This window comes from Microbacterium sp. KR10-403 (assembly GCF_040196215.1).
Lineage (GTDB): Bacteria > Actinomycetota > Actinomycetes > Actinomycetales > Microbacteriaceae > Microbacterium.
This window is the reverse complement of the sequence record NZ_JBEGDC010000003.1, coordinates 197,328-216,814: the sequence shown is the minus strand read 5'-3', so window position 1 is coordinate 216,814 and position 19,487 is coordinate 197,328. Positions and strand designations below refer to the sequence as shown.

The 19,487-nt window shown below is 71.1% G+C and carries 20 protein-coding genes; 13 read left to right on the top strand and 7 right to left on the bottom strand.

Annotated elements, in window-relative coordinates; all coding sequences use genetic code 11:
• The first annotated feature begins 96 nt into the window (after positions 1-96).
• Together ABMQ42_RS07775 and ABMQ42_RS07770 are read left to right on the top strand one after the other, a co-directional pair.
• Positions 97-987, top strand: coding sequence for a putative endonuclease domain-containing protein (locus ABMQ42_RS07775; protein WP_349722346.1), 891 nt, complete (start codon positions 97-99; stop codon positions 985-987).
• 154 nt (positions 988-1,141) lie between these two features.
• Complete coding sequence (locus ABMQ42_RS07770) at positions 1,142-1,618, top strand: YbaK/EbsC family protein (protein WP_349722345.1); 477 nt, start codon at positions 1,142-1,144, stop codon at positions 1,616-1,618.
• A gap of 116 nt (positions 1,619-1,734) precedes the next feature.
• Here ABMQ42_RS07770 and ABMQ42_RS07765 read toward each other — a convergent pair whose 3' ends face one another.
• The gene (locus ABMQ42_RS07765) at positions 1,735-2,529 is read right to left on the bottom strand and encodes an IclR family transcriptional regulator (RefSeq protein ID WP_502884644.1); all 795 of its coding nucleotides are present in this window, start codon (positions 2,527-2,529) and stop codon (positions 1,735-1,737) included.
• Positions 2,530-2,551: 22 nt separating this feature from the next.
• Between ABMQ42_RS07765 and hutH the strand changes: the two genes are divergently transcribed.
• Genes hutH through hutI form a run of 5 tightly spaced genes read left to right on the top strand, consistent with a single transcriptional unit; the run spans position 2,552 to position 9,477 of the window.
• Positions 2,552-4,135, top strand: a complete 1,584-nt coding sequence (gene hutH, locus ABMQ42_RS07760; protein WP_349722342.1) for a histidine ammonia-lyase — start codon at positions 2,552-2,554, stop codon at positions 4,133-4,135.
• Positions 4,132-5,790 (top strand): urocanate hydratase, encoded by a 1,659-nt coding sequence (gene hutU / locus ABMQ42_RS07755; RefSeq protein ID WP_349722341.1) that lies wholly within the window; start codon positions 4,132-4,134, stop codon positions 5,788-5,790. Before hutH ends, hutU begins: the two co-directional genes overlap by 4 nt.
• 3 nt (positions 5,791-5,793) lie before the next feature.
• The gene (locus ABMQ42_RS07750) at positions 5,794-7,011 is read left to right on the top strand and encodes an allantoate amidohydrolase (RefSeq protein WP_349722339.1); all 1,218 of its coding nucleotides are present in this window, start codon (positions 5,794-5,796) and stop codon (positions 7,009-7,011) included.
• The gene (locus ABMQ42_RS07745; RefSeq protein ID WP_349722338.1) at positions 7,008-8,297 is read left to right on the top strand and encodes a formimidoylglutamate deiminase; all 1,290 of its coding nucleotides are present in this window, start codon (positions 7,008-7,010) and stop codon (positions 8,295-8,297) included. The genes ABMQ42_RS07750 and ABMQ42_RS07745 overlap by 4 nt, the downstream gene beginning before the upstream one ends.
• A 16-nt stretch (positions 8,298-8,313) precedes the next feature.
• Positions 8,314-9,477, top strand: coding sequence for an imidazolonepropionase (gene hutI, locus ABMQ42_RS07740; protein WP_349722336.1), 1,164 nt, complete (start codon positions 8,314-8,316; stop codon positions 9,475-9,477).
• A gap of 3 nt (positions 9,478-9,480) precedes the next feature.
• Here the strand turns inward: hutI and ABMQ42_RS07735 are convergent, their stop codons facing one another.
• Genes ABMQ42_RS07735 through ABMQ42_RS07725 form a run of 3 tightly spaced genes read right to left on the bottom strand, consistent with a single transcriptional unit; the run spans position 9,481 to position 11,736 of the window.
• On the bottom strand, positions 9,481-10,101 hold the full coding sequence (locus ABMQ42_RS07735; RefSeq protein ID WP_349722334.1) for a hypothetical protein: 621 nt from the start codon (positions 10,099-10,101) through the stop codon (positions 9,481-9,483).
• Positions 10,098-10,442, bottom strand: coding sequence for a gamma-glutamylcyclotransferase family protein (locus ABMQ42_RS07730; protein ID WP_349722333.1), 345 nt, complete (start codon positions 10,440-10,442; stop codon positions 10,098-10,100). Before ABMQ42_RS07730 ends, ABMQ42_RS07735 begins: the two co-directional genes overlap by 4 nt.
• Positions 10,443-10,461: 19 nt before the next feature.
• Positions 10,462-11,736 (bottom strand): DUF445 domain-containing protein, encoded by a 1,275-nt coding sequence (locus ABMQ42_RS07725; protein WP_349722331.1) that lies wholly within the window; start codon positions 11,734-11,736, stop codon positions 10,462-10,464.
• A 50-nt stretch (positions 11,737-11,786) separates the two neighbouring features.
• Between ABMQ42_RS07725 and ABMQ42_RS07720 the strand changes: the two genes are divergently transcribed.
• Positions 11,787-12,059 (top strand): metal-sensitive transcriptional regulator, encoded by a 273-nt coding sequence (locus ABMQ42_RS07720; protein ID WP_349722329.1) that lies wholly within the window; start codon positions 11,787-11,789, stop codon positions 12,057-12,059.
• A complete protein-coding gene (locus tag ABMQ42_RS07715; protein WP_349722327.1) occupies positions 12,059-12,466 on the top strand; it encodes a pilus assembly protein CpaE in 408 nt (135 codons plus the stop codon). Before ABMQ42_RS07720 ends, ABMQ42_RS07715 begins: the two co-directional genes overlap by 1 nt.
• Before the next feature lie 6 nt (positions 12,467-12,472).
• On the opposite strand, the gene ABMQ42_RS07710 is transcribed toward ABMQ42_RS07715, so the two are convergent.
• The 3 genes from ABMQ42_RS07710 to ABMQ42_RS07700 are packed head-to-tail and all read right to left on the bottom strand — an operon-like array spanning position 12,473 to position 15,514.
• Entirely contained in the window at positions 12,473-13,681 is a 1,209-nt protein-coding gene (locus tag ABMQ42_RS07710; RefSeq protein WP_349722325.1) for an MFS transporter, read from the bottom strand.
• Between the two features lie 22 nt (positions 13,682-13,703).
• Positions 13,704-14,360, bottom strand: a complete 657-nt coding sequence (locus ABMQ42_RS07705; RefSeq protein WP_349722324.1) for a response regulator — start codon at positions 14,358-14,360, stop codon at positions 13,704-13,706.
• Positions 14,357-15,514 carry a sensor histidine kinase gene (locus tag ABMQ42_RS07700; RefSeq protein ID WP_349722323.1) on the bottom strand — a complete coding sequence of 386 codons (1,158 nt, stop codon included), beginning with the start codon at positions 15,512-15,514 and terminating at the stop codon, positions 14,357-14,359. Before ABMQ42_RS07700 ends, ABMQ42_RS07705 begins: the two co-directional genes overlap by 4 nt.
• A gap of 161 nt (positions 15,515-15,675) precedes the next feature.
• Between ABMQ42_RS07700 and ABMQ42_RS07695 the strand changes: the two genes are divergently transcribed.
• The 4 genes from ABMQ42_RS07695 to nrdE all read left to right on the top strand — a co-directional run bounded on the left by ABMQ42_RS07695 (position 15,676) and on the right by nrdE (position 19,450).
• Positions 15,676-16,365: a hypothetical protein gene (locus tag ABMQ42_RS07695; RefSeq protein ID WP_349722322.1), complete on the top strand. Its 690-nt coding sequence runs from the start codon at positions 15,676-15,678 to the stop codon at positions 16,363-16,365.
• A 264-nt stretch (positions 16,366-16,629) separates the two neighbouring features.
• A complete protein-coding gene (gene nrdH / locus ABMQ42_RS07690; RefSeq protein WP_349722710.1) occupies positions 16,630-16,863 on the top strand; it encodes a glutaredoxin-like protein NrdH in 234 nt (77 codons plus the stop codon).
• A 2-nt stretch (positions 16,864-16,865) separates the two neighbouring features.
• The gene (gene nrdI / locus ABMQ42_RS07685; RefSeq protein WP_349722321.1) at positions 16,866-17,309 is read left to right on the top strand and encodes a class Ib ribonucleoside-diphosphate reductase assembly flavoprotein NrdI; all 444 of its coding nucleotides are present in this window, start codon (positions 16,866-16,868) and stop codon (positions 17,307-17,309) included.
• Positions 17,291-19,450 carry a class 1b ribonucleoside-diphosphate reductase subunit alpha gene (gene nrdE / locus ABMQ42_RS07680; RefSeq protein WP_349722319.1) on the top strand — a complete coding sequence of 720 codons (2,160 nt, stop codon included), beginning with the start codon at positions 17,291-17,293 and terminating at the stop codon, positions 19,448-19,450. Before nrdI ends, nrdE begins: the two co-directional genes overlap by 19 nt.
• Positions 19,451-19,487 lie beyond the last annotated feature (37 nt).

Below are 19,487 nucleotides of genomic sequence, written 5' to 3'. Positions count from 1 at the left end.
GCCGGGCGGCGCATCGGTTCCTCCACAGGGTGCGAGTTGTCCACAGATCCGGGAGGGACTGCTCCGTGACCGCACGACGGCGGACACGATCGAAGGATGCCGCAGCACAAGGGCCGCACCGAGCGCCCCGCGGTGCCGGACGCCTTCGTGCGGCGCCGTCGCAAGGAGAAGAAGTCCGTGCCGCAGCACTGGCCGGTGAGGTCGCGGCGTGAGCTGCTGCGTGCAGGATGGAAGCCCCGCGGGCTGACGGCGGGAGTAGCGTCGGGCGATCTGATCCGGCCCCGCGAGGGATCCTATCTCGAGCCTGGTGCCCCGGACGAGGTCGTGTCGGCGTGCCGGATCGGCGGACGGCTCTCGTGCGTCTCCGAACTGGCTCGGTGGGGTGTCTTCGTGCTCGAACACGACGATGTGCATGTCGCCGTGCCGTACACGAGTGCCCGGCTGCGGACCGTCGATCACGGTGTCCGCGTGCACTGGATCGCCGCCGGCCTGGACGGGTGGGCGAACTCCGACATCGTGGAGTGCCTGACGCAGGCCGTCCGGTGTCAGTCGGTACGCGCCGCGATCGCGACGCTCGACTCGGCGATGCACCTCGGACTCGTCTCCGACGAACAGCTCGATGAGGTGTTCGCGGCCCTCCCGCGCAGGCTGCGGGTGCTTCGGAAGCACCTGGATGCCGCCGCCGAATCGGGTGCGGAGAGCCTGATGCGCCTCATCCTGCGACGACTGGGATGCCGGGTGCAGAGCCAGGTGGAGATCAGGGGCGTCGGGCGCGTCGACTTTCTCGTCGACGGGTGGCTGATCGTCGAATGCGACAGTGAGGCGCACCATGCGGGATGGGAGAAGCAGAAAGAGGATCGGCGACGCGATCAGGCCGCCGCTGCCCGCGGGTTCGTCACCTACCGGCCGATCGCCGAAGACATCTTCTGGCATGCCGACGCCGTGATCCGCGCCGTGACGGGCCTGCGGCGGATGCGGGCGGCCTGAGCCGCGCGACCGCCGGGGCCGCGGCATCCACACCCCTCATGTTCGTCTCGCAGGATAGAAGTGCGATCCCGGGCGTGTCGGCCGGCGTGTCGGGGGTCTCGGGCGAATTCTTCCTGCGAGATGAACACGCCGCGGACCGCCCTAAGCTGACACCATGCCCGACCAGCTCCCCACCCGCGCGCGGCTCGTCGAGTCCGCGCTGCGTGCCGCCGGCATTCCCGGTGAGATCGTCGTCCTGCCCGACTCGGCCGCCACGGCACCGCTCGCGGCCGCGGCCCTCGGCGTCGAGGTCGGCGCGATCGCCAACAGCCTCGTCTTCTGGTCGGACGACGAGCCGCTCCTGGTCATGACCAGCGGCGCGCACCGCGTCGACACGAAGGCACTGGCACAGCGGCTGGGACGGCAGAAGATCCAGCGGGCCACGCCCGAGCAGGTGCGGGATGCCACGGGCCAGGCCATCGGCGGCGTCGCACCCACCGGCCACCCGGCGCCGGTGACCACCGTCGTCGACCGTGATCTGGCGTCGTACGACCGGATCTGGGCTGCGGCCGGCACGCCGCACGCGGTGTTCCCGCTGACGTTCGCCGAGCTCGTGCACCTGACCCGCGGCACCGTCGAGCGCGTGGACTGACACCGCGTCCGCTCCGCCCTCCTCTCCCGCGGTGAGACTGCAACTGCGAGGTGAGGGAGCGGAGAGCACCCGCTGTCTCACTCGGCTGTTGCAGTCTCAGCGTGTCGGGCGGCGCTTCACCGCCCCGAGATGCGGCGGGCCAGCTCGGCCGCCGCGGCGCGCACCTCGACGGCGAGGGATGCCGGGTCCCGGCCGGCCTCCTCGGGCCAGGTCGCCGCGATCGCCGCGGCGGGCCACCCCGCATGGTCGGTCACCACGGCGCCCACCGACCGCAGGCCGAGCGTGACCTCGCCATCCTCCGACGCATAGCCGTCCGCGCGCACGTGGCGCAGCAGCTCGCGCAGCTCGACCGGGCGGGCGGGTCCTCGACCGGTGCGATCGGCGAAGGCCGCGGCATCCGGATACAGCGCCCGCACCTGCTCGCGGGGAAGCGCCGCCAGCATGGCGCGCCCGGTCGCGGTCAGGTGCGCGGGCAGCCGCACCCCGACGTCGGTGACCAGGGCAGGGCGCCGCGGCGCGCGCTCCTCGACGATGTACAGCACGTCGCGCCCGGTCATCACGGCCAGGTGTGCACTCTCGCCCACGCGGTCGGCCAGCGCCGCGACGAGCGGGCGACCCAGTCGGGCCAGCGGCTCCTGCCGGGCGTAGCCACCGGCCAGCTCGAACGCCGCGGTGCCCAGGCCCCAGCGCCGCTCGCGCTCCAGGTGCACGACGAACCCGTGATGCTCGAGGGTGGCGAGCAGGAAGTAGACGGTCGATCGCGGCAGCTCCAGCTGCGTCGCGATCGTGCGGGCGGCGACCGGCCCGCGCTGTCGTGCGAGGAACGACAGGATCCGCAGCGTCTGATCCGCCGCGGGCACCTTGTCTGGGATCACAGACACAGGATGCCACAGACCTCTCCCGCGCGGCATCCGCTCGGTGTGGAATCAAGACATGAGCACGACCATCGTCACCGTGGGCGCAGCCCCCCTCACCCCCGCAGAGGTCGTCGCGGTCGCCCGCGACGGCGCCCGCGTCGAGATCGCCCCGGCCGCCTTCGCGCGCGTCGCCGAGAGCCGTGCGCTCATCGAGCGCCTGGCCGACGACCCCGCCCCGCACTACGGCGTCTCGACCGGTTTCGGTGCTCTGACCACCACCTTCATCGCGCCCGACCGGCGGCGGCAGCTGCAGGCGAGCCTCATCCGCTCGCACGCCGCTGGCACCGGCGCCGAGGTCGAGGACGAGGTCGTCCGTGCGCTGCAGGTGCTGCGTCTGCAGACCCTGGCCAGCGGCCGCACCGGCGTGCGTCCCGAGGTCGTCACGACCTACGCCGCGCTGCTGAACGCCGGCATCGTCCCGATCGTGCGCGAGTACGGCTCGCTCGGCTGCTCGGGCGACCTCGCGCCGCTCGCGCACATCGCGCTGGCCGCGATGGGCGAGGGCGATGTGCGCGTGGCGGGAGAGAAGGTGGATGCCGCCGCCGCCCTGGCCGCGGCATCCATCCCCGCTCTCGTGCTCGAAGAGAAGGAGGGCCTCGCCCTCATCAACGGCACCGACGGCATGCTCGGGATGCTGCTGCTCGCGCTCGCGGACCTCGACGTGCTCCTCGACACGGCCGACATCGCCGCCGCCCTCTCGATCGAGAGCCAGATGGGCACCGCCGCCGTCTTCGCCGAAGACCTGATGGCGCTGCGTCCGCAGGTCGGGCAGGCGCGGTCCGCCGAGAACCTGCGCGCGCTGCTCGAGCCGTCGCCGATCGTGCAGAGCCACCGCGGGCCCGAGGACGGCCGCGTGCAGGACGCCTATTCGCTCCGCTGCTCGCCGCAGGTGCACGGCGCCGCGCGCGACACCGCCGACCACGCGCGGCTGATCGCCGGCCGCGAGCTGCAGGCCGTGGTCGACAACCCGGTCATCACGCTCGACGGGCGCATCGAGTCGAACGGCAACTTCCACGGCGCGCCGGTGGCGTACGTGCTCGACTTCCTCGCCATCGCGGTCGCCGATGTCGCGAGCATCTCCGAGCGCCGCACCGACCGCGCGCTCGATGTGGCGCGCAACCGCGAGCTGCCGCCGTTCCTCGCCGACGAGGCCGGCGTCGACTCGGGCCTCATGATCGCGCAGTACGCGGCGGCGGGCATCGTCTCCGAGCTCAAGCGGCTCGCGGTGCCGGCGTCGGTCGACTCGATCCCGTCGTCGGCCATGCAGGAGGACCACGTGTCCATGGGCTGGTCGGCCGCCCGCAAGCTGCGCCGCGCGATCGACGGCCTCGCGCGGGTGCTCGCGGTCGAGGTCATCACCGGCAGCCGTGCGCTCGACCTGCGCGCGCCGCTGCAGGCGGGTCCGGGCACGGGAGCCGTGCGAGACCTGCTCCGACAGGAGGGCATCGCGGGCCCCGGTCACGATCGGTTCGTCAGCCCCGACATCGAGACGGCGACCGACCTGGTCGCCTCCGGCGCCGTGCGCGCCGCCGCATTCCACGCCGTGGCGCAGGCCGCGGCATCCACCACCGATTCCGCGTCCGAAGGAGGACACCGATGAACGGAGCACGTCCGGTGAAGGCGCCGCGCGGCGCCGAGCGCACCGCGAAGAGCTGGGGCGCCGAGGCCGCCAAGCGCATGCTCATGAACAACCTCGACCCCGAAGTGGCCGAGCACCCCGACGACCTCGTCGTCTACGGCGGCAGCGGCCGCGCCGCGCGCAGCTGGGAGGCGTTCGATGCCATCGTACGCACGCTCGACGAGCTCGAGCCCGACGAGACGCTGCTCGTGCAGTCGGGCAAGCCGGTCGGCGTGTTCCGCACGCACGAGTGGGCGCCGCGCGTGCTGATCGCGAACGCGAACCTCGTCGGCGACTGGGCGACGTGGCCCGAGTTCCGCCGGCTCGAGGCGCTGGGGCTGACGATGTACGGCCAGATGACCGCGGGCTCGTGGATCTACATCGGCACGCAGGGCATTCTGCAGGGCACGTACGAGACGTTCGCCGCCGTCGCACGCTCGCTCGGCCGCGACTCGCTCGCCGGCACCCTGACGCTGACCGCGGGCTGCGGCGGCATGGGCGGCGCGCAGCCGCTGGCGGTCACGATGAACGAGGGAACGGTGCTCATCGTCGACGTCGACGAGTCGCGCCTGGCCCGCCGTGTCGCGCACGGCTACCTCGACGAGTACACGACCGACCTCGATGCGGCCGTCGCACGCGTCCTCGCCGCCAAAGACGCCGGCGAGGCACTCTCCGTCGGTGTCGTCGGCAACGCGGCCGAGGTCTTCCCCGAGCTTCTTGCCCGCGGCATCCCGATCGACATCGTCACCGACCAGACGAGCGCGCACGATCCGCTGGCGTATCTGCCGACCGGCGTCGCGTTCGACGAGTGGAAGGATGCCGCAGCCCGCGACCCCGAGGAGTTCACGCGTCGCGCGCGCGAGTCGATGGCCGCGCACGTGGGTGCGATGGTCGGATTCCTGGATGCCGGTGCCGCCGTGTTCGACTACGGCAACTCGATCCGCGCCGAGGCGGAACTGGGCGGATGCGAGCGTGCGTTCGCGTTCCCGGGATTCGTGCCGGCGTACATCCGCCCGCAGTTCGAAGAGGGGCGCGGCCCGTTCCGCTGGGCGGCGCTCTCCGGCGATCCGGAGGACATCTACAAGACCGACCGGGCGATCGCCGAGCTGTTCCCCGACGACAAGCCGCTGCACCGGTGGCTCGAGAAGGCCGGCTCGACCGTGCACTTCGAGGGGCTGCCTGCCCGCATCTGCTGGCTCGGGTACAAGGAGCGGCACCTGGCAGGGCTGAAGTTCAACGAGATGGTGGCCTCCGGCGAACTGTCGGCGCCGATCGTGATCGGGCGCGATCACCTCGACTCGGGCTCGGTCGCCTCGCCGTACCGCGAGACCGAGGCCATGAAAGACGGCTCGGACGCCATCGCCGACTGGCCGCTGCTGAACGCCCTGCTGAACACCTCGTCGGGGGCGTCGTGGGTGTCGATCCACCACGGCGGCGGCGTCGGGATCGGCCGGTCGATCCATGCCGGGCAGGTCACGGTCGCCGACGGCTCGGCGCTCGCGGCCGAGAAGCTCGAGCGGGTGCTGACCAACGACCCGGGCTCGGGCGTGATGCGGCACGTCGACGCGGGCTACGAGCACGCGCGCGAGATCGCCCGCGAGCGGGGACTGAAGGTCCCGATGCTGCCGGAGGGCTGACCGGTGACCGTCACCGACCGCCTCGCCGAGATCGCCGACATCGGGCGGGATGCCGAGCGCGGCGGCTACTCGCGGCACCTGCTCGATGCGACCGATGCGTCGCTACGTGACTGGTTCCGTCGTAGCGCGTCGGCCCTGGGGCTGGCGGTCGAGGAGGACGGTGACGCGAACCTCTGGGCGTGGTGGGGAGCGCCCGGTGACGGCGCAGTGGCGACCGGCAGCCACCTGGACTCGGTGCCCGGCGGCGGCGCGTACGACGGGCCGCTGGGGATCGCGGCCGCGTTCGAGGCGGTGGCGCAGCTGCAGGCCGAGGGCTTCACGCCCCCACGCCCGGTCGCGGTGTGCGCGTTCGCCGAGGAGGAGGGCTCGCGGTTCGGCCTGCCGTGCCTGGGGACGCGGCTGCTGACCGGAGCTGTCGAGCCCGCGGCGGCGCTGGTGAGGGCGGATGCCGCGGGCCTCACCCTCGAAGACGCGTGGCGCGCGTCCGGGCGTGATGTCGCCGCCGTCGGCCCCGACCCCGACCGCGTCGCGCGGCTGGCGGCGTTCATCGAGCTGCACGTCGAACAGGGGCGCGATCTCGAGGACCGCGGCATTCCGGTCTCGACCGCGTCGGCGATCATCCCGCACGGCCGCTGGCGCCTGGAGATCACCGGTGAGGGCAACCACGCCGGCACCACGACCATGGACCAGCGCGCCGACCCCGTCGTGGCCGCGGCCCGCGCGGTGCTCGCCGTGCAGGAGGCCGCGCGCGCCCGCCCGCCGGCACGCGGCACGATCGGCAAGGTGCAGGTCGTCCCCGGCGGCACCAACGTCATCGCCTCGCGCGTGGTCGCCTGGCTCGATCTGCGCGCCGACCACGACGAGGACGTGCGCGCGCTGTTCGACGCGGTGCTCGCCGGGGCGCGCGCGGGTGTCGAGGCGGAGGGATGCACCCTCGTCGTGCACGAGGAGTCGTTCACCTCGCGCGTCGACTTCGACGCCGCCCTGACGGCCCGGGTAGCGGCGGCGCTGCGGCCGGAGTTCGGCGCGGTGCCTTCGATCCCCACCGGGGCGGGGCACGATGCCGGCATCCTGTCGTCCGTCGTTCCGACGGCGATGCTGTTCGTGCGCAATCCGACCGGCGTCTCGCACGCGCCGGGCGAGGGGGCGCGTGATGCGGACTGCGAGGCCGGAGCGCGGGCGCTCGCCGCGACGCTGCGCGAGCTGGCGGGGGCGGCATGACCGCCGTGGTCGCTGTGCACGCCCACGCGGCGCTCGTCGACGGCGCATTCGCGGCCGACGTGCGGATCACGGCGCGTGACGGTGTCATCGCCGAGATCGTGTCGGGGGTGCCGCCGCGGCCGGACGACCTCGCACTCGATGTCGTCGTGCCGGGCTTCGTCAACGCGCACTCGCATGCGTTCCACCGGCTGCTGCGCGGGCGCACGCACGACGAGGGCGGCGACTTCTGGGTCTGGCGCGAGCGGATGTACCGCGAGGCCGCGGCACTCACTCCCGAGACGTACCGTGCGCTCGCCGCGCGGGTGTTCACCGAGATGCGGGATGCCGGATACACCGCCGTCGGCGAGTTCCACTACGTGCACCACCGGCCCGACGGCACGCCGTACCCCGACCACGCGATGGAGCGGGCGCTCGCCGAGGCGGCCGTGGCCGCCGGCATCCGGCTCGTGCTGCTGGACACCTGTTATCTGCGCGGGGGAGTGGGCGCGTCGCTCTCCGACCGGCAGCGGCGCTTCGGTGACACCGACGCGCACGCGTGGCTGGAGCGCTGGCAGGCGCTGCGCGAGGCGCTCGCCGGATACAGCGACCTGGTGACGGTCGGCGCCGCGGTGCACTCGGTGCGTGCGGTGACGCCCGATGACCTCGAGGTGATCGGCCGCGGGCTGCCCGCCGATGTGCCGCTGCACGTGCACGTCTCGGAGCAGACCGCCGAGAACGACGCGTGCGTCGCCGCCTACGGACTCACCCCCACACGACTGCTGGCCGAGCACGGCCTGCTGCGCCCGACGCTCGCCGCCGTGCATGCGACACACCTGACCGCCGACGACATCGCGCTGCTTGGCGATGCCGGTGCCTCGGTCGTCATGTGCCCGACGACCGAGGCCGACCTCGGCGACGGCATCGGGCCCGCACCCGAGCTGCGCGACGCGGGGGTGACGCTCGCGATCGGATCGGATCAGCACGCCGTCATCGACCCCTTCGAAGAGGTCGCGCGCCTCGAGCTCGATCAGCGGCTGCGCGCACAGCGGCGCGGGATCTTCACGCCCGAGCAGCTGTGGCACGCGGGTTCTGCCGGCGGGGCGCGTGCGCTCGGGCTGGGCGGAGAGACATCGCACGGGCACGCTGCGCCGGGGCTGCGCGTCGGCGACCCGTTCGATGCGGTGGCAGTGGATGCCCGGACCGCCCGCACCCGCGGCGCCGACCCGCTGCAGCTGCCGCTCGTGGCCCGCGCGGCGGATGTCACAGCGACCATCGTCGGCGGTACCGTGACCCGAAGGCCCGCATGAACCGAGAGGCGCAGGCATGACCGCGACGCTCATCACGAACATCGGCGAGTTGACGACGAACGTCGCAGCCTCCGACGACCCGTGCGGCACGCTGCGTGATGCCGCCGTGCTGATCGAGGGCTCCCGTATCGCGTGGGCCGGGCCCGCGGCATCCGCTCCCGTCGTCGAACAGATGGTGGATGCCGCGGGCCGCGCCGTCCTCCCGGGCTTCGTCGACAGCCACACGCACCTCGTGTTCGGCGGCGACCGCGCCGATGAGTTCGCCGCGCGCATGGCGGGGCAGCCGTATGCTGCCGGCGGCATACGCACGACGGTCGCCGCGACGCGTGCCGCGAGCGACGACGAGCTGCGCCGCCGCCTGGCTGGGTTCGTCGCGGAGCTGCACGCGCAGGGCACGACCACGTTCGAGATCAAGACCGGGTACGGCCTGACCGTGCACGACGAGGCGCGGTTGGCGCGGCTGGCGGCCGAGGTCACGCCCGAGGTGACGTTCCTCGGCGCACACGTCGTGGCCGCGGAGTATGCCGACGCGCGCGATGAGTACGTCGAGCTGGTCGCCGGCCCCATGCTCGCGGCCTGCGCGCCGCACGCGAAGTGGGTCGACGTGTTCTGCGAGACGGGTGCCTTCACCGCCGCCGAGTCACGGCAGGTGCTCGAGGCGGGCATGACCCGGGGCCTCGTCCCGCGTGTGCACGGCAACCAGCTCGGCCCGGGCGACGGCGTGCGGCTCGCGGTGTCGCTGGGTGCGGCATCCGTCGATCACTGCACCTACCTGAGCGACGACGACGTCGCGGCGCTCGCCGGTTCGAGCACGGTCGCGACCCTGCTGCCGGGCGTCGAGTTCTCGACGCGCCATCCCTATCCCGATGCGCGGCGACTCATCGACGCGGGCGTCACGCTGGCCCTCGCCAGCGACTGCAATCCAGGGACGAGCTTCACGAGCTCGATGCCGCTCATGATCGCCCTTGCCGTCCGCGAGATGGGGATGACGGTGCCGGAGGCGGTCTGGGCGGCCACGGCCGGAGGAGCGGTGGCCCTGCGCCGTGACGACATCGGGCACCTCGCGCCCGGTGCACGTGCCGACCTCGTCGTGCTCGATGCGCCCAGCCGCACGCATCTGGCCTACCGCCCCGGCGTGCCCCTCGTGCACGCGGTGTACAAGGACGGTGCGCGGCTCTGAGATTCAGCGCCCGGGCACCGCCACGACCTCGCGCACCTTGTCGGGCCAGCGCACGGAGACGTCATGCCCGCCGTCGCCGTCGGGTGCGATCTCGATCTCGGGGATCAGCGAACCGGTGCGGCGGAGGCGGATCGGCTTCCCGTCCTCGCCGATCTGGCCCTCGTCCACCTGCGGCACCGGCGGCGGATCGGGGCCGCGCCGCACCGCGATGATCACCGGGTAGCCGCCCGGGATGTCGTGCACGGTCACCTGCGGCATCATCTGCTGCGCGGGGGCGTCGACGAGGGTCACCTCGCCGTCCCAGGGCACCATCATGCGCACCTCGGAATGTTCTTCGGCGTCGGTGCCGCGTCCTGCGCATAGGTCCACACCCTGGTGCAGTTCGGTCACCCACAGCGCCTCGGGATCGGCGGCCGGCAGTGCGGGCGCGGTGAAGCGCACGCCGGGGGAGATGCCCTCGACATCGACCCGGACGATGCGCAGCTCCCAGCTGTCGTGCACGGCCTGCACGACGGTGACGTCGCTCCCGCCCAGGCTCGTCTGGGCGGTGGCGAACGGCATCCACTCGGCGGGCGCGCGGCCCGCGCCGAGCACGGCGACGGAATCGGCGGGTGCGGTGCTCATGCGCTCACGTACGTCCACGCGGTGCGGCCGCTGGCCAGCCGCGCCTGCACGCGACGATAGATCGCGACCTCGTAGTCGTCGGCCGAGGCCAGTTCGTCCTCGCTGATCCACAGCGCGGTGCCGGGCACCCGGTCGGCGTCGTTCCCCGTCGCGATCGCGATGGTGTGCAGCGCCGACCGCGAGAGCTCGATGACCCGCGGGTCGTCGATCGGGGCATCACCGAGCACGTAGCCGACGAGTTCGTCGTCGTCGCCGTCGACAAGGCGGCCGAAGGTGTCGAGCTGCACATCCTCGTCCCGCAGCGTGCCGTACGTGAACAGAAGCTGATCTCTGGTGGACACGACGCCAGCGTAGCGCCGCTCACAGCGACGCGATGAGGTGCGCGACTGTGAAAATGGCCGCGCCCGCGATCGCGCCGATCACGGTGCCGTTCAGCCGGATGTACTGCAGGTCGCGCCCCACCATGAGCTCGATCTTCTCGGTGGTCTCGGCGGCATCCCACCGCTCGATCGTGTCCGTGATGATCGACGCGATGTCGTGTCGGTACCGATCCACGAGGAACGCGGCGGCGTCCGAGACCCAGCCGTCCACGCGCTGCTGCAGCGCCGGTTCGGTCTGCAGCCGTTCGCCGACCTCGCCCAGGGCCGCGGAAGCGCGCACGCGCAGTCCACTCGTGGGATCGGCCAGCGCCGTCAGCAGTCCGGACTTCGCGGTGCCCCAGGCGCGGGCGGCGAGCTCGCGCACGCGCGGGCTGTCGAACACGGCCGATTTGGCGTCTTCGACGCGGCCGATCATGGCCGGGTCGTGCTGCAGGCGGTCGGCGAGGCGGCCGAGGTACCCGTCGACGGCGATGCGGGCGGGATGCTGCGGGTCGGCCTGCACGGCCTGCACGAACTTCATCGCCTCGTGGTAGACGGTGTCGTCCACGAACCGGTGGGCGATGCGCGGCACCCAGCCGGGCAGCCGGCGCGACACCAGGCCCTCGAAGGCCGCGCGATTCGCCTGCAGCCACGTCGAGAGCGAGTCGACGGCCAGGTCGACCGCGGGGCGGTGGGCCCCGGCATCCGTCACCCTCTGCAGCCACGCTCCGGCGGGCGGCCCCCACTCGGGCGAGACCAGGTGCTCGCGGGCCAGGTCTTCGATGACGTCCTGCACGTCGGCGTCGCTGAGGGCGCGCAACACCGCCGACGCCATGTTCGCGGCCTCTTCCGTCACCCGCTCGGCGTGGGCGGGCTCGGCCAGCCAGGCTCCCAGACGGCGTGCGATGGACGTCGAGGCGAGCTTGGCGCGTACGACCTCGGCGGAGAGGAAGTTCGTCTCGACGAACTCGCCGAGCGTGCGGCCGATCTCATCCTTGCGCGTGGGGATGATCGCCGTGTGCGGGATGGGCAGGCCGAGCGGATGCCGGAACAGCGCCGTCACCGCGAACCAGTCGGCGAGGGCGCCGACCATGCCGCCCTCGGCCGCGGCGCGCACGTACGAGAGGGCGGGCAGCTGCTCTTCCAGCGCGAACGAGACGGCGAACACGACGGCGAGGAAGATGAGTGCTCCCAGTGCTATCGCCTTCATCCGGCGCAGTCCTCTGCGCCGCTCCTGGTCGGCGGGGCTCAGCAGTGCGGTCGGGGTGCGCGCCATGGCGTCATCCTGCCATGTTGTTCCAGGCTGTGCCCGGGTAGCCTTGCGGCGTGATCGAAGACATCAAGAAGCGGGCGCTGCATCGTACGGCGATCATCGAGGGCCAGGTGCGCGGACTTGCCAAGATGATCGAGAACGAGGACTACTGCATGGACATGATCGCGCAGTCCCGCGCGATCCAGAAGGCACTCGAGTCGCTCGACAAGCTGCTGCTCGAGAACCATCTGCGCACGCATGTGACGCACATGTTCGAGCACGGCGGCGACCAGCGCGAGCAGGCCGTCGCCGAGCTGCTGAAGGCGTACGACGTCGGCAACCGCTGATGATCTCGACCGAGCGGGCGCGTGCACTGCGCACAGCGGGGCTGGTGTGGCACCCGCAGTCGGGCGACCGGTTCCAGCTCGACGAGCCCGAGTTCGAGGCCGATGTCTTCACCGTCAGCGACATGACGATCGAGGCCCGCAACTTCTCGACCGGCGGCATCCTCGCCTTCAACGGCACGACCGAGTGGGCGCTCGACTCCGTCGCCCAGGAGGACGCCCTGTGGCTGCCGTCCGAAGAGCAGCTGCGCGAACTGCTGCGCGGCACGTTCCGCGCACTGCGGCGCCTGCCCGACACCTACGAGGTGGAGGTCGAGATCGTCGGCCGGCGGATGGTGTTCGCCCACCCCGAGCCGTCCGACGCGTACGCTCTCGCGCTCCTGGAGCTGCTGCATCGGGTGACCGACTGAGCGGTCTCAGATGATCTGGATCGGGATCGTCGTCGTGTCGGGCAGCGGGCTCGGATCGCGCCCACGCAGATCGGGGAATCCCCGGCGGAACACGACCGCGACCAGCACACCCACCGCGGCGAAGATCGCGGCCGTCCAGTAGGCGCCGACCGGGCCCATCCCGTCGATGAGGAACCCCGCCACCGCAGACCCGGCGGCGGCACCGATCAGCTGGCCCATGTTGACCCAGCCGAACGCCTCGGCGGTGTCGCTGAACTTCACGCTCGCGGTCGTCATCGCCGAGACCGCGGCGAACACCGGCGCCACGCCGATGCCGGCGATCAGCAGTGACCCGCCGACCCACCACACGTTCAGCGAGATCGTGGTGACCACGAGGCCCAGGGTGACGATGCCCATGCGTCGGGCCATCGCCCAGCGTCCGATCGGGATGCCGCCCGAGGCGAGGCCGCCGGCGAGGCTGCCCAGGGAGAAGACCGCCAGCACGACACCGGCCTCGATGCCGCCCTCGCCGAAGGTCGCCACGACGCCCGCCTCGACCGCCGCACACGCGCCGATCAGGAGGAAGCCGACCAGCGTGCACAGCAGCACCGCCGGGCGGGTGAGCACCTTGCCGAAGCGCCGCTTGCTGCGGGGGATGCGCACGCGGCCCAGCTCGGGCGAGGCGATGAACCATGCGCAGCCGCCGAGCAGGATCACGACGATCAGCATCAGGCCGACCACCGTCGAGATCTGCGTCGAGACGAACGTGACGACCACTGGAGCGAGGATCCAGATGATCTCCTGCAACGACGCGTCCAGCGAGAACAGCGGGTTCAGCTGCCGGGAGTTGACCATCTTCGGGTAGATCGTGCGCACCGCCGGCTGCACCGGCGGGGTCGACAGGCCCGCGACCATCCCGAGCACCATGAACACCGGCAGCGGCACCTCGAGCACGGCGATTCCGGTGATGGATGCCGCGCACACGAGCGTCGTCAGGGTCAGCACCTGGCGCATGCCCCAGGCGCCCATCCAGCGACTCGTGATCGGGCCGGCGATCGCCTGCCCGATCGAGGCCGCGGCCAGCACGAGGCCCGCCGCACCGTACGAGCCGGTGAGGTGCTCGATGTGCAGCAGGATCGCCAGGCTGGTCATGCCCGAAGGGAACCGCGCCGTCAGCTGCGCGGCGATGATGCGCCCGACCCCCGGTGTGCGCAGCAGATCGCGATATCCCGCCACGGAACAACGGTACCCGTCCGCGTCACCCGCGCGGTGACACGAACCGGCTCTCGTAGGCGATGACCACCGCCTGCACCCGGTCGCGCGCACCGAGCTTCGCGAGCATCCGGGCGATGTGCGTCTTGACCGTGGCATCGCCGATGAACAGCTCGCGGGCGATCTCGGCGTTCGACATGCCGCGGGCGACCAGGGCGAGCACCTCGCGTTCGCGGGCGCTCAGCGCCTCGACGCGCGCACGCAGGGTCTCATCCACGGGCCCGGTGCCCACGAAGCGCTCGACGAGACGACGGGTGATCGCCGGGGCGAGGAGGGCGTCGCCGGCAGCCGCCTGCCGGATCGCCGCGACCAGCTGCTCGCGCGGCGCGTCCTTCAGCAGGAACCCGGCGGCGCCCGCCCGCAGCGCCTCGTAGACGTATTCGTCGAGGTCGAAGGTCGTGAGCACGAGCACGCGGGCGCGGCTGCCGGTCGCGGTCAGCTCGCGGGTCGCGGCGATGCCGTCGAGGCGCGGCATCCGCACGTCCATCAGGATCACGTCGGGGTCTTCCCGCGCTGCGACGCGCACGCAGTCGGCGCCGTCGGCGGCTTCGCCGACGACCTCCATGTCGTCCTCCAGATCGAGGATGAGGCGGAAGCCGGTGCGCACGAGCTCCTGGTCGTCGGCGATGAGGACGCGGATCATGACGTCTCCCGGCGCTCGGCCGACAGCGGCAGCATCGCACGCACGACGAACCCGCCGTCGGGCGCGGGGCCCGCGTCGAGGGAGCCGCCGAGCGAGAGCGCCCTCTCCCGCATGCCGCTGATCCCGTAACCGTCCCCGTCGTGGGTGGTGATGGGAGGAGTGGATGCCGCGGCCGACGTCACCCGCACGTCCAGCGCCCGCGCGTGCTGGGTGATCGCGACGGTCACCGCGGCCCCGGGGGCGTGCCGGCGGGCGTTGGTCAGGCTCTCCTGCACGATGCGGTAGGCGGCCAGGTCGACGCCGGGCGGCACCGGAGCGGTCGTCAGCCGCACGTCGACCGTCACGGGCGTGCCCGCGCCGCGTGCGGCGTCGACGAGGCCCGAGATCGCCGAGACGCCGGGGGAGTCGACCCCGGGCAGCTCGTCGTCGTCGGTGCGCAGCACGTCGAGCATGCGGCGGATGTCGGCGAGGGCCTCGCGGGCGGTGGTGCGCACCGCTTGCACGGGGGCGAGCGCCCGCTCGGGCGCGACGCCCAGCGCCGCCTCGGCCGCGTCGGACTGCACCGCGATCACGCTCAGGCTGTGCGCGACGACGTCGTGCAGGTCGCGGGCGATGCGCACGCGCTCCTCGGCGACCGCGAGCCGCGCCGCCTCGCGCTGGCGTCGCTCGGCGGCGGTGAGGCGGCCGCGCCACTGCGCGCTGGCGCGGCCGAGCAGCCAGACCCCGCCGAACAGCAGCAGGATGAACACGTAGTCCACGCCGTTGTCGATCCGTTCCTGCGCCAGCAACGCCGCGACGAACACCGCGCTGGTCAGGGCCGCGAGCCCCTCTGACAGGTACGCCGCCGCGGAGTACAGGGCCACGGCATCCACCACCAACGACCACAGCGAGCCGGGAGAGGTCGACAGCAGCGTCTGCACGAGTCCGGCCACGATCACGACCGCCACCGGGACCAGCGGGCTGCGGCGCCGCCAGGCGAGGGCCGCCGTCATGGCGACGGCCACCGGCAGGGTGAGCGCGAGCGGCCCTTCGTCGGGGTTGCCGGTGACCACGCTCGCCACCGCGACCGCCAGCAGGGCGAGCGCCAGCGAGACGTCGGGTGCGGGCAGACCCCACAGCGTGCGACGCCGCCATCGCGCGAAGGCCCGGCGCATGACGTCACTCTATTGATCCCGAGGCCCTTGCGCGTCCCCCGTGCGGGCGACAGCGATCAGCCGCTCGGACGACGGGAATCGCCCCGTGCGGCGACGCGGTGGCCGGGCCCGGCGCGACACGATGCCGCCGGGGGCGCACACCGCGCCGAGAGGAGAATCCCATGACCACGCACTTCGATCGGGCCGTCGCCGCGACGGCCCTCGTGGCAGGACCACTGAGTCTCGTCGTCACGACCGTCTGGCAGTGGATGCTGCAGCCCACGGGCACGCAGCCGACGGCGGTCGACGCCGCTGAGCAGTTCCCGACGGCATGGCTCGCGATCGGCCTGCTGGCGGTGTTCGGGCCGCTCGTCTGGATCGCAGGTCTCCCGGCGCTCGGCGCATCGGGCGGGTCGCGCGGTCGGCTCGTCACGCGCATCGGCGCCCTGGTCACCGGGCTCGGGCTCGCCGCCGGCATCGGGCATCTGGCCGCCTTCTTCTCGCTCTACGGCGCCGTGGCCGCAGCCGGCCTGCCCGATGACGGGGTGACGGCGATGCTGCGGGCGGGGGAGGCGGAGCCGGTCGGCAACGTCCTGCTGCTCGTGTTCCTGGTCGGCTACTCGCTGGGGCCGATCATCCTGACCGTCGGGCTGCGGATCGGGCGCGCCGTGCCGGTGTGGGTGCCGCTGGCAGCGGTCGTCACCGCGGGTGCGAATCTGTTCGGCGGGCCGATCGCGGGCATCGTGCAGCTGCTCTCGCTCGTCGCTCTGTGGGTGCCGCTGGTGGTGCTGGTCGCACGGGGGAGTGCGACACGCCGCGACACGCCGATGACGATTGTCCACAGGAAATCGGATGTCGGAACCCGCGCGTAGCCTCGCGCCTGTGGACGACTTCTCACGCTCTTGGAGAAAGCCGCGGATTCCTGGCCTTTTCCGAGGGCGTGAGAAGCCGCCGACCTGTGGATGAAACGGTGGACAAGCTGTGTTGTACATGGGGAGGGCGGTGGAAAACTACACGGATGTAACTACTATCCCTTGTGGTGCTTCCCAGTGTCGGTACCCATATGTAGTATTGGGTGACCGGCGGGGGGACCACCGGCGAAGACAGATCGAATGACGAGGGGAGACACGGTCGAAATGGCGATCACCGTCTACACGAAGCCGTCCTGCGTGCAGTGCAACGCCACCTACCGGGCACTGGATGCGAAGGGCATCGAATACGAAGTGCACGACCTCAGCGAGGACCCGACGGCCCTCGAGCAGGTGAAGGCCCTCGGGTACCTGCAGGCGCCTGTCGTCATCACCGACGAGGGGCACTGGTCGGGCTTCCGTCCCGACAAGATCGACGAGCTCGCCGCCCGCCTGGCCTGATCATGCACACCGCAGTGGCCGCGCCGCTGCTGGTCTACTTCTCCAGCGTGTCGGGCAACACGGCGCGATTCGTCGAGAAGCTGGGTCTGCCGGCCCGCCGCATCCCCTTGCACATGGGGCCGCACGCCGCCGAGCCGCCGCTGCACGTCGACGAGCCGTTCGTGCTCGTGACGCCGACGTACGGCGGCGGCCAGGGCCGCGGCGTCGAGAAGGGCTCCGTGCCCAAACAAGTCATCAAGTTCCTCAACGATGAGGACAACCGCCGGTGGATCCGCGGGGTCATCTCCGCGGGCAACACCAACTTCGGCCAGGCATTCTGCCTGGCCGGAGAAGTCATCAGCCGCAAGTGCAACGTGCCGCACCTGTATCGGCTCGAATTGTTCGGCACGCCCGAGGACGTCGCCCGCGTGAGCGATGGATTGGAACGATGGTGGAAGCTGCAGTGACCGAGACGGCATCCTTCAAGACCGAGGCGCGTTTCGACGGCATGGATTACCACGCCCTCAACGCGATGCTCAACCTGTACGACGCCGACGGCAAGATCCAGTTCGACGCCGACAAGCGTGCGGCGCGGGAGTACTTCCTGCAGCACGTGAACCAGAACACGGTGTTCTTCCACTCCCTCAAGGAGCGGCTCGACTACCTCGTCGAGAAGCAGTACTACGAGAAGAGCGTGCTCGACAAGTATCCGTTCGAGTTCATCCAGGAGCTCAACGACCGTGCCTACGCGGCGAAGTTCCGCTTCGAGACGTTCTTGGGCGCGTTCAAGTACTACACGAGCTACACGCTGAAGACGTTCGACGGCAAGCGCTACCTCGAGCGCTTCGAAGACCGCGTCGTCATGACCGCGCTCGGACTGGCCGACGGCGACCAGCAGACCGCGCGCGATCTCGTCGACGAGGTCATCTCGGGGCGCTTCCAGCCGGCGACGCCGACGTTCCTGAACACCGGCAAGGCGCAGCGCGGCGAGCTGGTCAGCTGCTTCCTGCTGCGCATCGAAGACAACATGGAGTCGATCGCGCGCGGCATCAACTCGGCGCTGCAGCTCTCCAAGCGCGGCGGCGGCGTGGCACTGCTGCTGAGCAACATCCGCGAGTCGGGGGCGCCGATCAAGCAGATCGAGAACCAGTCCTCCGGCATCATCCCGGTCATGAAGCTGCTCGAAGACAGCTTCAGCTACGCGAACCAGTTGGGTGCGCGTCAGGGCGCCGGCGCCGTGTACCTGAACGCGCACCACCCCGACATCATGCGGTTCCTCGACACCAAGCGTGAGAACGCCGACGAGAAGATCCGCATCAAGACGCTGTCACTGGGCGTCGTGGTGCCCGACATCACGTTCGAGCTGGCCAAGACCGGCGAAGACATGTACCTGTTCAGCCCGTACGACGTCGAGCGCGTGTACGGCGTGCCGTTCGGCGACATCTCGGTCACCGAGAAGTACCGCGAGATGGTCGACGACCCGCGCATCAAGAAGACGAAGATCAACGCGCGTGAGTTCTTCCAGACCCTCGCCGAGATCCAGTTCGAGTCGGGCTACCCGTACATCATGTTCGAAGACACGGTGAACCGGGCCAACCCCATCAAGGGCCGGATCAACATGTCGAACCTGTGCAGCGAGATCCTGCAGGTCAACACGCCGACCACGTACAACGACGACCTGTCGTACAACGAGATCGGCAAGGACATCTCGTGCAACCTCGGCTCGATGAACATCGCGCTGGCGATGGACGGCGGCGACCTCGCCAAGAGCGTCGAGACCGCGATCCGGGGCCTGACCGCGGTCAGCAACCAGAGCCACATCGCGTCGGTCCGTTCGATCGAAGACGGCAACGACCGCTCGCACGCGATCGGCCTCGGGCAGATGAACCTGCACGGCTACCTCGCACGCGAGCACGTGCACTACGGCTCGGACGAGGGCCTCGACTTCACGAACGTCTACTTCGCGACGGTCCTGTACCACGCGCTGCGCGCGTCGAACAAGATCGCCATCGAGCGCGGTGAGACCTTCGACGGGTTCGAGGACTCGACCTACGCCTCGGGTGCGTTCTTCGACAAGTACGTGGAGAACGACTGGCTGCCCGCCACTGAGAAGGTCGCGGCGATGTTCGCCGGCCACCAGGTGCCGACCCGTGAGGACTGGGCAGAGCTCAAGGCCTCGGTCATGGCGCACGGCATCTACAACCAGAACCTGCAGGCCGTGCCGCCGACGGGCTCGATCTCGTACATCAACAACTCGACGAGCTCGATCCACCCGATCGTGTCGAAGATCGAGATCCGCAAGGAGGGCAAGCTCGGCCGCGTCTACTACCCGGCGCCGTTCATGACGAACGAGAACCTGGAGTACTACCGCGACGCGTACGAGATCGGTCCCGAGAAGATCATCGACACCTACGCGGCGGCCACCCAGCACGTCGACCAGGGTCTGAGCCTGACGCTGTTCTTCAAGGACACGGCGACCACCCGCGATGTGAACAAGGCGCAGATCTACGCGTGGCGCAAGGGCATCAAGACGCTCTACTACATCCGCGTGCGGCAGATGGCCCTCGAGGGCACCGAGGTGGATGGCTGCGTCAGCTGTATGCTATGAGGTTCCTATGAATTGGCGCCACTCGACGTGCGGCACC